Below are 11,736 nucleotides of genomic sequence, written 5' to 3'. Positions count from 1 at the left end.
CTCAGGCGGGGTGGCCCGCCTCGATGGTGGCGGCGTCGGAGAGCCGCAGGAGGGGGCCCGGCCGGCCCTCGCCCCACTGGACGGGGTCGAGCACATGGCCGACGTGGTCGCCGCCGTCGACGCGGTGTACGACGGTGCCGACGAACCAGGCCGCCACCCCGTCCAGCACGGCGGCGCCGGCGGGCCCCTCCCGCCAGGCGAGCCCCTCGAACTTGTCCACCTCGTCGCCGGTCCGGCCGCCGAAGCGTTCGGCGAGGTCCCGCTGGTCGCGGGTGAGCAGATGGACGGCGAGGTGCCGCGCGGCACGGGCGACACGGTAGGTGTGGTTGGCCTTGGACAGCCACACGACGAACCGGGGCGGCCGGATGGAGCACTGCGAGGCGAAGCCCACCAGGCATCCGGCGCGCTCACCGCCCGCCACGGCGGTGACCACGCACATGTCGGGGTCAAGCCGGTCGAAGAAGCCGTCGAGATCCCCCGCGCGCGCCACCGGCGCGCCGTCCGCGTACTCCGTGCCGCTGTCGTCGCCCATGTGTTCCGCTCCGTCCGTCGCCGCCCGGTCCGGCCCGTTCGGCCGGCCGGGGTGTGGTTCCTGCTGGCGGTGTGCCCCGCGTTCCGCTCCCGAATCGTCGCCGGAGCCGGAGCCGGTGCGCGGCCGCGGCGGGCGACGCGTGTCGTCCCCGGAGACGACCGCCCTCGTGCTAAAAGCGCCATCATGACGTCTCGCTGGTCACGCCGTTCCTTCCTGGCCGCCGGTTCCGGCACCGCCGCCGCGCTGGGCCTCGGCACCGCCTGGGCGTTCACCGCGCCGGACGAGTTCCCGGCGCTCCGGGCGAGGTGGCGCGCGCTGATCCTCGGCGAGGGCTTCGACCCCGCCGCCGAACCCTTCCGGTCCCGGCTCGCCGACCTGGGCGGCACGGCCGGCCGGTACCTCGCCACCATGGCCCCGGCCGCCGGCTCCCTCTGGCCCGACCTGGTGTACGCGGACGGGGAGCCGGACAGCGACCAGGCGTCGTACGACTTCTCGTCCCGCCTGGACAGCAGTTACGCGCGGCTGAGCACGCTCGCGCAGGCCTACTGCCAGCCGGGCACCGGTCTGACCGGCGCCCCGCGGGTGCGCGACGCGCTCCTCACCGGGCTCGGCCACCTCCACGACGACGTCTACCACGCCGGCCGGGTGCCGTACGGCAACTGGTACAACTGGCAGATCGGCATCCCGCAGGCCCTGCTGGACCTGTGCGTGCTGCTGTACGACGCGCTGCCGGCCGCGCGGCGGGCGGGTTTCCTCACCGCGGTGGACCACTTCGTGCCCGACTCGGTCGTGGCGGACTACACCGGGAGCAGCACCGGCGCCAACCGGGTGGACCTGTGCCGGGTGCTGGCGCTGCGCGGGGTGGTCGGGGCGGACCCCGGCAAGGTGGCCCTCGCCCGGGACGCCCTCTCCCCCGTCTTCCGGTACGTCACCTCCGGCGACGGTCTGTACGCCGACGGCTCCTTCGTCCAGCACCGGTCGGTGCCGTACACGGGCTCCTACGGCTCGGTGCTGCTCGGCGGGCTGGGCCTGCTGTTCGCGCTGCTGGCGGGCTCGAGCTGGGAGGTGACGGATCCCGGCCGGCGGCATGTGTTCGACGCGGTGGAGCGGACCTGGGCGCCGTTCGTGTACAACGGGCTGGTCATGGACGGCGTCTCGGGCCGGGCGATCAGCCGGGGGCGCGCGGCCGGTGCCCGTCTCCAGCAGGACGACCACACGCGCGGACACGCGGTCCTCGCCGCGATCGTGCTGCTCGGGCAGGGCGCGAGCGCGGCCGAGAACGCCCGCTGGCGGGGTCTGGTGAAGGGCTGGACGGAGCGCGACCGCACCAGCCCGCCGCTCGCCGACCCGACGCTGAGCGTGCCGCACCTGGCCCGGCTGAAGGGCGTCCAGGACGACGCGTCGGTGCCGGCGGTGCCCGAGCCGACGGGGCACCGGCTGTTCCCGTGCATGGCCCGGGCCACCCACCGCCGGCCCGGCTGGGCGGCGTCGCTGAGCATGGCCGACCGCAGGATCACCCACTACGAGACGGGCGACGGCGAGAACCTGCGCGGCTGGCACACCGGTTCCGGGATGCTGTACTGGTGGGGCGCCACGTTCGGCGGCGACCAGTACGGCGACGCCTTCTGGCCGACCGTCGACCCCTACCGGCTGCCGGGTACGACGGTCTCCCGGAAGGCGCTGGCGGACGGGGCGGGCGGCGACTGGGGCGCGGTCAAGCCCGACGTGCACTGGGTGGGCGGCGCGACCGACGGGCAGCGGGCGGCGGTCGGCCAGTACCTGAAGGGTTTCCAGTCGTCGCTGCGGGCCAAGAAGTCGTGGTTCTTCCTGGACGACGCGGTGGTGTGTCTCGGCGCGGGCATCACGTGCGGCGACGGCACCGCCGTGGAGACGACGGTGGACAACCGCAACCTCGGTGCCGCGGGCGACGCCCCGTTCACGGCGGACGGCACGGTGGAGTCCGCCGGCGCCCCGTGGTCCCGGACGCTCACCGGGGCGGAGTGGGCGCACCTCGGCGGGCACGGCGGATATGTGTTCCCGGGCGGGGCGACGGTACGGGCGCTGCGCGAGGCCCGCGACGGCAGCTGGAGCCAGATCAACAAGGGCGGCTCGACGGCCGTCCTGACCCGTACCTATCAGACCCTGTACCTCGACCACGGCACCGACCCGGCGGACGCCGGGTACGCCTATGTGCTGCTGCCGGGCGCGACGGCGGAGGCCACCCGGGCGCGGGCGGCCGACGCCGGGTGGCTGGGCGTGCTCGCCAACTCCAACCGCGTCCAGGGTGTCTCGGTGCCGTCGGCCGGGTTCACCGGGGTCAACTTCTGGTTCGGCGGCACGGCCGGCGCGCTCACCGCGAGCGATCCGTGCTGCGTGGTGGTCTGCGAGAAGGCCGACGGCACGGCGGTGATCGTGGTGAGCGACCCGATGCGCATGCGCACCGGCCTGACGGTGACCTGGCGGCGGGCGGTCGGCGCGGTGATGTCCGCGCCGGCCACCCTCGTCGCCGCGGCCACCGGGGCCGAACTGACCCTGACGTTCGGGGATCTGTCCGGCACGGCGGGGGCCGGGCAGCAAGTCACGGTCGGGCTGGGCCGACTTCCGCGCGCACGAACCGGCTCAGGGACGCCGTGAACGCGGCGACGAAGCCGTCCCGGTCCCGCTCCGGCAGCGCGTCCAGGGACAAGTAGGGGTTGAGGTCCTCGAGTTCGACCAGCAGCAGACCACCGTCGGGCGCGCGGCAGGCGTCGACGCGCTGGATGCCGCAGCCGAGGGCGTTCCAGTCGATGAAGCGGCGCGCGAACTCCAGGTCGGCGGCGGTGGCCGGGTACGGCTCCAGCTCCCAGCGGCGCGCGGGATCGGGGGCGTACAGGGCGTACTGGAAGTCGTCGTCCACGAAGTAGAAGGACACCTCGTAGGCGAAGTCGACGCAGGGCTGGATGAGGACGTCGCCGGTGGCGAGCGCGCCCAGTTCCGCGGCGGGCACGATCCGCAGGCCGAGGGAGTCGGCGCCCAGCTTCGGCTTGACCACGTACCGTTCGGCGGCCGGCAGCACGGACAGGTCCGCGGCGCGGTCGACGGTCGGTATCACGGGGAACCCGGCGGCGGTCAGGTCGAGCAGGTACTGCTTGCCGGCCATGTCCGCCTTCCCGGTGAGCGGGTTGTAGACACGGGTGCCGGCGGCGAGCGCCCGGGCGCGGAAGGCGTCGTACTCCCGCTGGTGGCCGAGGACGGGCCCGCTGTTGCGCACCACGACGGCGTCGAAGCCGTCCATCAGGGCCGCCGCGTCCAGCGGATGACACAGCGCCAGGTCGAAGTGGGAACGCAGCCGTGAGGTCAGGTGGATGTCCTCGTCGCAGTAGCGGCGCCCGCGGGCCTGGTACGCCAGGTCGGTGACGTACAGCAGGCGGGGTCGTGCGGCGGGCATGGGGGTCTCCTGAGGGGCGGGGGCGGGGCCGGCGAGCGTTGGGGAAAGGCTACGTCGCAGGGTGCGGACCCCTTCGTCCGCCCCTCGGTGCCGAGGATGCGACACTCAGTACCCTCAGCCGACACTCGCACTGCACTCAGTGCCAGGAGAAGCGGATGGGTGCTACGTTCCCGTCCATGAGCTCCAGCAGCGCGGTGCCGGCCGCGAAGCCGCCGATCCGGGACGCCCTGGTGGCGGCGGCCTTCCGGCTCTTCCTCGAGCGCGGGTTCGAACAGACCACGGTGGACGACATCGTGGCCCTGGCCGGGGTCGGCCGGCGTTCGTTCTTCCGTTACTTCCCCTCCAAGGAGGACGTGGTCTTCCCCGACCACGAGGGCTGCCTGGCCGACATGACCGCCTTCCTCGCGGCGAGCGGCCCCGAGCACGAGCCGGTGCGGCGGGTGTGCGACGCGGCCCGGCTGGTGCTGCGGATGTACGCCGAGAACCCGGCCTTCTCCGTGCAGCGCTACCGCCTCACCCGCCAGGTGCCGGGGCTGCGCGCCTACGAGCTGTCGGTGGTGTGGCGCTACGAGCGGGCGCTCGCCGAGTACCTGCGCGGGCGGTTCGCGGGGCGGCCCGACGGGACGCTGCGCGCCGATGTGATCGCGGCGGCGGTGGTCGCCGCGCACAACAACGCCCTGCGTTCCTGGCTGCGGTCGGACGGCGTGGGCGACGCGGGCGCGGCCGTGGACCACGCGCTGGCGTATGTGCAGATGACATACGCGCGGCCGGCGGACGCCCCGGCCCTCTGGAGCGGCCCGGCCGGTGCCGAGCCGGGACCGGGCGGGGACGTGGTGGTGCTGGTCTCCCGCCGGGACGCCCCGCTGTGGCGGGTGGTGCAGGAGCTGGAGACGGTCCTCGACCGCCCCTGACCGGCCCCCTGGCGCGCGCGGGTGGCTGATTTTAGGGGTACGCAGTGCCTTTACGAGTGACACTCAGTGCCATACGCTGACGGCGTGCACGGTGGCACGCCGACCGTGCACACGTGTGCCCGGTCCGCCCCCGGGCACGCGGGTTTCCGGCCGAGCGCAGGGAGTGACCAGCGTGTACCACCACTCAGCAAGCACCTCGGGGCCGGCGGCCGGTTCCGCGACGGGTGTTCTCGACCCCGCCGCCGACTCCCGGGACGCCCTCCTCTTCCAGCGCTGCACCTGGTGCGGCACCGCGATGTACCACCGGCTGCTGTGTCCGGTGTGCCAGGGCAGCGAGCTGCGCACCGAGCGCAGCGAGGGGGTCGGCACGGTCCGCCACTCCACCGTGGTGCACCGCAACACCCCCGCGGCACGCAATGTGTCGCTGGTGGAGATGGCCGAGGGCTTCGTCGTCCGCGGCCGGGTCATGGGCCCGCCGGTCGGCATCCACAGCGGCGACCGGGTCCGGCTGTCCACCGCCAAGGACCCGGTGCGCGGTGAACCGGTCTTCCAGCTGGTGGACGAGCCGTACCGGGCCTGGACCTGACCGCCGTACGGATGTCTCGGCGGCTCCACGGCGCCGGGATCACGCCCCGTACCGCCACGGGACGTCCGGCCGCGAACACCTGACCGACGGCAAGCCCGACGGCGAACGCCAGCGCCCCGTCACGCGCGCCGGCCGCCCGGTCGCGTGGTGCGGGGCCCTGTGGCCCGGAGCCGTGATGTGATCCATCACCCGCCGCGCACAGGCAACCCACAGCCTCCGTCTTCCATCCTCCCCGGGCGAAGGGGCATCCGGGTCCCGCCCGGACGTCCGAGGTCGGGGTTCAAGGAGGAACAGTGGTCCGTGCCCGGCACATTGGGGTGGTGGCCGCCGCGTTGCTCGCGGTGGCCGGGGCATCCCCGGGGGTGGCGCTCGCCGACTCCCCACCAGGAGGCGTCGACGGGGTGTCGGCGGTCCGGGACGGCACGCCGCTGCCGCCGGGATGGCGGCTGGCCGGCGGCGGCTCGGCGCCGCAGCTGGTGTGGCGGTCCGACCGGCCGGTGCCGATGGGTGACGCGCGGGTCGAATTCCGGGCCGGAGGACGCCTGTTGGGCGTGCCACGGCCGGCGGCGGACGGCCACACCTTCCGACTGCCGCTCGGTGAACGGCGGTTGACGGAGCTGCGCGGAATCCTGCCGGGCGCGCGGCCGGGCGGGCTGGAGGTCTGGTCCGGCGGGCGGCGGCTGGACGCGCGGGAAGCGCGGGGCGCCGCGCCGGCGGTCCAGCCGCCCGCCCCGCTGCCGGCGAACGCCGTGGACCCGGGCAAGCCCGGCGGCTACCGCACCAGAACCGGCGAGTACGCGCTGAATCCGGTCCGGCTGCCCGGCTTCCCGGAGCCGGTGGAGATGCGCGCGGTGGTCGTCGCGCCGGTCGGCGCGTCCGGCAAGCGGCCCGTCGCGCTGTTCCTGCACGGCCGTCACGCCACGTGCTACAAGGGCCGCAGTGAGGTCACCGGCGACTGGCCCTGCAAGGCGGGCACCGAGCCGATACCGAGCCACCGCGGCTATCTGCGCGACCAGCGACTGCTCGCCTCCCAGGGCTATGTGACCGTGTCCATCGCCGCCAACGGCATCAACGGGCAGGACTACGCGGCCGAGGACGGCGGCGCGCAGGCCCGGTCGTCGCTGGTGCGGCTGCACCTGGCCCGGTGGGCCGACTGGGCCGAGAACCCCCGGACGGCGCCGCAGGCGGTCCGTGAGGCACCCCGCGCCGATCTGTCGAAGGTGCTGCTGGTCGGGCACTCCCGGGGCGGCGAGGGCGTCAACCGGGCCGCGCTGGACAGCCTGGCCCCGCCGCCCGCCGACCAGGACGGTTACCACGGGCGGGTGCGCTGGACCGTCCGGGGCACCGTTCTCATCGGCCCGACCGTCTTCGGGCAGAACCCGGTGCCGGACGTGCCGTCGGTGACCATCCTGCCGGGCTGCGACGGTGACGTCTCCGACCTCCAGGGCGAGGTGTACGTCGACGGCACACGCGCGGTCGGCAACGGCAGCGCGCTGCACAGCGCCGTGTATGTGATCGGCGCCAACCACAACTTCTTCAACTCGGAGTGGACGCCGGGCCAGGCGGCGGCGCCGGCCGAGGACGACTTCTACGACGAGCCGCGCCACCCCGACCCGGTGTGCGGCAAGCGGGCCGCGACCCGGCTGTCCGCCGACCGGCAGCACCGGGCCGGCAGCACGTACATCGCCGCCGCCGCACGGCTGTTCCTCGCCGGGGACGACCGGGTGCGGCCGCTGCTGGACGGCTCCGGCAAGCGGGCGCCGTCGGCGGACCCGGCGCGGGTGCTGAGTCACGCGGTGGGCGCCCGCCGGAGCGGCGGATTCCTGCCGGACGGCGGGGTGTCGGTGACCGGCGGCAAGCTGTGCGCCGCGGTGGACCCGAGCCCGGCCCGCGGCTGCCTGGCCGCGAACACCAAGGGGGCCTCGCCGCACTTCGCCCGGTGGGAGACCGACCGGGAGACCGGCCGGCAGGCGGTGGCGCTGCGCTGGACGCGCGCCGGCAGCCCCGCCCGGGTGACGCTCGGCAAGCCGGTGTCGCTGTCGGGTTCGACGGCGCTGACCCTGCGGGTGTTCGTACCGCCGAACACCCGGGGGACGCGCATGGACGTGTCGCTGACCGACACCTCCGGCAAGAAGGCCAAGCTCGGCGGCGTCACGCTGGACGGGCTGCCCGGCAGCGAGCGGACCGCCTCCTACTGGGCGCGGGAGGTCCGGGTGCCCCTGGCCGCGGCCGGCCGCGCCGGGCTGAAGCTGGGCTCGGTCAAGTCCCTCGAGCTGACGTCGCGTTCGGCTTCCGGGCGGGCCTGGCTGATGGACGCGTGGGGCTGGCGGGCCGGCACCCCCGCGGTGCGCGTGGAGGCGCTGCCGCGCGTGGACGTCGGCCGGACGACCGTGGCCGAGGGGGACTCGGGCACACGCACCTACCGGGTTCCGGTGCGGGTGTCGGGCCGGGGCGGCAGCGGCCAGGTCCGGGTGTACGTCGTCGACCCGGTCACCGGGCGGGCGACGGACCGGCTGGTGACGGTGCGTCCGGGCGGTCATGACGCGGATGTCCCGGTCGAGGTGCGGGGCAACACCCGCTACGGCACCGATGTGTCGCACGATGTGCTGGTCAAGGCGGTCCGCGGCGCGGTCGTCGGCTCCTACCGGGGCGGGCTCACCGTGCGCGACGACGACCCGGCGCCCACGATGACCCTCACGCCGGTCGCCGCGAAGGTGACCGAGGGGCAGTCGCTGAAGTGGCGGTTGACGCTGTCGGAGCCGGTGGACGTGGACATGGACGCCTGGTTCGGGCTCGCGCCGGCCACCGCTCCGGAGCTGTCCACCAAGGACGTCCCGGCGACCTGGCTGCGGGACCAGTCCGGGGAGAAGCCCGATCCCGAGCGACCGCTGTCCAAGGTGGCGGGGCTCTGGCTGTGGGCGGACATCCCGGCGGGCCGCACGAGCGTGGAGCTGACCGTGCCCACGGTCAAGGACGGGGTGCGGGAGTCCACCGAGTCGGTGCGGTTCCGGCAGCTCGACCCCGAGACCGGCAAGCCGCGCACCGGCGGCCTGGAGGCGACGGGATCGGTGCTCGACGCGTCGTAGCGCCTACGAGACCGGTGCCCGACGCGTCATGGGCCCTGCGCGACCGGTACCCGACGCGCCGTGGGACCGACGGACTCGGTCCACGGCGCACCGTAGGTCCGAAGGACCCGACGCACGGCGCCGCGCAGGTGGCCGCCTCCCGGGTGGCCCTCACTCGCCGAGGGTCACCCGGATGCCGACCGTGCCGTCCAGGCCGCGCCGCAGCCGGCTGCCCAGCAGGGTGAGGCGGCCGACGACGCCGTACTTGCGGGCGATGAGGCTCCGGTAGCGGGCGGTGGTGTCGGCGCCGGTGATCTCGGCGGTGGCGGGCAGCTGGTCGCCGGTGGGGTTGCCGCGCCGGTCGCAGGGGCCGACGAGGACATCGCGGCGGCGGCGGATCCGTTTGACCTTCCCGCTGTCGCCGGCGGTCCATACGCCGAGGGTGTCCCCGTCCCGGACCACCCAGACCGGGGTGGCCACGGGGGTGCCGTTCCGGCGGTAGCTGGTCAGCAGCAGGTAGGGGCCGGCGCCGAGCCGGGCGAGCCGTGTGGGATCCATGTGCGCAGTCTCCCGCCCGCCGGGCCCGGGGTCCAGACGGCGAAGATCGGCCGGGGCGCTAGATTGCGTCCCGCACGCTGTATCCCCCGTCAGAGGTCCCCCGTCCTCCAGGAGCTGACCCACGTGACCGACATCCCGGCAGCCGCCAACGGCGTGGCCGCCTCGCTGCGCGCCCGCATCAACACCGACCAGCCGCACACCGCCCGGATCTGGAACTACTGGCTCGGCGGCAAGGACAACTACGAGGTCGACCGGGAGGCCGGCGACCGGATCCGCCAACTGCACCCGGGCATCGGGGAGTACGCGCGCGCCGACCGGCTCTTCCTGGGCCGCGCGGTGCGCCATCTGGCCGGCGAGGTGGGCATCCGGCAGTTCCTGGACATCGGTACCGGGCTGCCCACGGCCGACAACACGCACGAGGTGGCGCAGCGCGTCGCGCCGGAGTCGCGGATCGTGTACGTGGACAACGACCCGCTGGTCCTCGCGCACGCGCGGGCCCTGCTGACCAGCACGCCCGAGGGCCGTACCGACTATCTGGACGAGGACCTGCGCAACGTCGACGCGATCGTGGAACACGCGTCGCGGACACTGGACTTCAGCCGGCCGGTGGCGCTGATCCTGCTCGGCGTGGTCATCTTCATCGGCGACGACGAGGACCCGTACGGCCTGGTACGGCAGTTGACGGACCGGCTGCCGGCGGGCAGCCATCTGGTGCTGTCGCACACCATCACCAGCCCGTCGATGCCGGACGTGGACGAGGCGGTGCGGTTCTGGAACGAGCACGGCACCCCGAAGCTCACCCAGCGCACGCCCGCCGATGTCGCCCGGTTCTTCGACGGCCTCGAGCTGCTGGAGCCGGGGCTGGTGTCCTGCTCGCGGTGGCGGCCGGAGCCCGCGGACGGGCCGGAGCCGGCGGAGGTCGCCATGTTCGGCGGGGTGGCCCGCAAGGACTGAGCCCGGCGGCCGCTGAACACCCGCGCGCCGGGCGCCGTATGGAGGAGCGGGCCCCCGCCCGGGCGGGGGCCTCGCGGTGTCCGCCCGGGCGTCGCGGGTCCGGCTTCGGGAGCCTTGCATGCGGCACGCACGACGACGGGTCGTCCGGCGGGTGACACGCCTGGCGGCGGCCTGCGGACTCCTCCTGGGAGGCACGATGGTCGCCCGGGCCGCCGGAGCGGACCAGCCCCCGGCCGCCGGGCCGGGGCGGCCCGGCGACACCGGTGCGGCGCTGGTGGCCCGGCTCGGCACCGCCCGTACGGCGGGCAGCTGGATCGGTGCCGACGGGCGCCCGGTGGTGGCGGTGACCGACGGCGCGGCGGCGCGGGCGGTACGCCGGGCCGGGGCCGGGGCGAAGACCGTCGCGCACAGCATGGACGAGCTGAAGTCGGCGACGGCGGCGCTGCGTTCGGCGCCGCGGGTGCCGGGCACGGCGTGGGCGGTGGACTACCGGACCAACCGGGTGGTGGTACGGGCCGACCGCACGGTGTCCGCCGGTGACTGGTCCCGGCTGGGCCGCGTCGCCCACCGGCTCGGGGGTTTCGTGCACATGGAGCGGACGAAGGGCGTCTTCACCACGCGGCTGAACGGCGCCCGGCCGATCCTGTCGGCCGGCGGGCGCTGCTCGGCGGGGTTCAACGTCACCGACGGCCGGTCCGACTTCGTCCTCACGGCCGGTCACTGCGGGCCCGCCGGGGCCGTCTGGTTCGCCGGCGACCTGGGCGGCCGGCCGCTCGGCACCACGGTCGACAGCGCGTTCCCGGGCAGCGACTTCTCGCTCGTGCGGTACTCCGGCGGCAGGGCGGGGGCGGGCGCCGACGTGGTGGCGGTCGGCGGCGGCAAGGGCGTGCGGATCACCGGGGCGGCCGATCCGGCGGTGGGGCAGCGGGTGTTCCGCAGCGGCAGCACCAGCGGGCTGCGCGACGGCCGGGTCACCGCGCTCGACGCGACCGTCAACTACCCGGAGGGGACGGTCACCGGACTCGTCGAGACCACGGTGTGCGCCGAACCGGGCGACAGCGGCGGCCCGCTGTTCGCCGAGGGCATCGCACTCGGTGTCACCTCGGGCGGCGACGGCGACTGCGCGACGGGCGGGACGACGTTCTTCCAGCCGGTGACCAAGGCGCTGTCGGCGCTGGGTGTCCGGCTGGTCCGGGCGGCCGGTGACACGGGCGGCGGTGCCCCGGCGGGCGCCTCCTCCCCCATGGTCTCCCCGGGCGCGGCGGCCCCGGGCACGGTCCGTGCCCTGCCGGCCCGGCTGACGGACGTCCGGAACGTCGGGCCGGGTCTGCTGGTCATCGCGGGCAGCCTGGTGGCGCTGGCCGCGACCCGGTACCTGCGGGCCGAGCGGGACCGCAGGGCGTACCGGCGGCGCTACTCGGCGACCTGGAGCTGACCGCGGGTACGGCGCGGGTGGATCAGGCGGTACGGCGCGGTGGGCGGGGGGGCGGTCAGGCGGCCCGGTGCGACCGCGGGGCCGCGGCGGCCCACTCCATCACGAGGCGCTGGTACTCCGCGCGCTGCTCGGTGGTCAGTGTCCCGCCCGACCGGCGCCACAGGGCCCGGATCTCCTCGTTGACCTCCGCGGCCGATCGCTCGGAGGCGGCTGCAACAGTGGTGGACATGCTGTGAAGCATATGCCGATCGAGGTGAAGGCGCTGTGA

At 75.0% G+C, this 11,736-nt stretch carries 10 protein-coding genes; 6 read left to right on the top strand and 4 right to left on the bottom strand.

The genetic code is table 11. The annotated features are described in order from the left end of the window. Position 1: 1 nt before the first annotated feature. On the bottom strand, positions 2–532 hold the full coding sequence (locus tag IE251_RS16590) for a flavin reductase family protein (RefSeq protein WP_189753739.1): 531 nt from the start codon (positions 530–532) through the stop codon (positions 2–4). Between the two features lie 183 nt (positions 533–715). Here IE251_RS16590 and IE251_RS16585 point away from each other — a divergent pair, with 183 nt between their 5' ends. Then, the gene (locus IE251_RS16585) at positions 716–3,166 is read left to right on the top strand and encodes a polysaccharide lyase 8 family protein (RefSeq protein ID WP_189753738.1); all 2,451 of its coding nucleotides are present in this window, start codon (positions 716–718) and stop codon (positions 3,164–3,166) included. Here the strand turns inward: IE251_RS16585 and IE251_RS16580 are convergent. Further along, a complete protein-coding gene (locus tag IE251_RS16580) occupies positions 3,111–3,959 on the bottom strand; it encodes an ATP-grasp domain-containing protein (protein ID WP_189753737.1) in 849 nt (282 codons plus the stop codon). The two genes, IE251_RS16585 and IE251_RS16580, sit on opposite strands and share 56 nt — an antisense overlap. Before the next feature lie 176 nt (positions 3,960–4,135). Between IE251_RS16580 and IE251_RS16575 the strand changes: the two genes are divergently transcribed. The 3 genes from IE251_RS16575 to IE251_RS16565 all read left to right on the top strand — a co-directional run bounded on the left by IE251_RS16575 (position 4,136) and on the right by IE251_RS16565 (position 8,542). Continuing rightward, positions 4,136–4,870 carry a TetR family transcriptional regulator gene (locus IE251_RS16575; protein WP_189753736.1) on the top strand — a complete coding sequence of 245 codons (735 nt, stop codon included), beginning with the start codon at positions 4,136–4,138 and terminating at the stop codon, positions 4,868–4,870. 172 nt (positions 4,871–5,042) lie between these two features. Beyond that, the gene (locus tag IE251_RS16570) at positions 5,043–5,456 is read left to right on the top strand and encodes a Zn-ribbon domain-containing OB-fold protein (RefSeq protein WP_030779863.1); all 414 of its coding nucleotides are present in this window, start codon (positions 5,043–5,045) and stop codon (positions 5,454–5,456) included. A 317-nt stretch (positions 5,457–5,773) separates the two neighbouring features. Next, complete coding sequence (locus tag IE251_RS16565; protein WP_373302017.1) at positions 5,774–8,542, top strand: dienelactone hydrolase family protein; 2,769 nt, start codon at positions 5,774–5,776, stop codon at positions 8,540–8,542. Positions 8,543–8,692: 150 nt separating this feature from the next. Here IE251_RS16565 and IE251_RS16560 read toward each other — a convergent pair whose 3' ends face one another. After that, positions 8,693–9,079 carry a PPOX class F420-dependent oxidoreductase gene (locus IE251_RS16560; protein ID WP_030607640.1) on the bottom strand — a complete coding sequence of 129 codons (387 nt, stop codon included), beginning with the start codon at positions 9,077–9,079 and terminating at the stop codon, positions 8,693–8,695. A gap of 123 nt (positions 9,080–9,202) precedes the next feature. Between IE251_RS16560 and IE251_RS16555 the strand changes: the two genes are divergently transcribed. Then, positions 9,203–10,033, top strand: a complete 831-nt coding sequence (locus tag IE251_RS16555; protein ID WP_189753734.1) for an SAM-dependent methyltransferase — start codon at positions 9,203–9,205, stop codon at positions 10,031–10,033. A gap of 118 nt (positions 10,034–10,151) precedes the next feature. After that, positions 10,152–11,468 carry a S1 family peptidase gene (locus IE251_RS16550; RefSeq protein ID WP_189753733.1) on the top strand — a complete coding sequence of 439 codons (1,317 nt, stop codon included), beginning with the start codon at positions 10,152–10,154 and terminating at the stop codon, positions 11,466–11,468. A 55-nt stretch (positions 11,469–11,523) separates the two neighbouring features. Here IE251_RS16550 and IE251_RS16545 read toward each other — a convergent pair whose 3' ends face one another. Beyond that, the gene (locus IE251_RS16545; RefSeq protein WP_030607632.1) at positions 11,524–11,709 is read right to left on the bottom strand and encodes a hypothetical protein; all 186 of its coding nucleotides are present in this window, start codon (positions 11,707–11,709) and stop codon (positions 11,524–11,526) included. Positions 11,710–11,736 lie beyond the last annotated feature (27 nt).

Origin of the sequence: Streptomyces eurythermus, assembly GCF_014649115.1 — a bacterium.
Lineage (GTDB): Bacteria > Actinomycetota > Actinomycetes > Streptomycetales > Streptomycetaceae > Streptomyces > Streptomyces eurythermus.
Note: the sequence above shows the minus strand (reverse complement) of the source record. Positions and strands in the feature narration are given on the sequence as shown.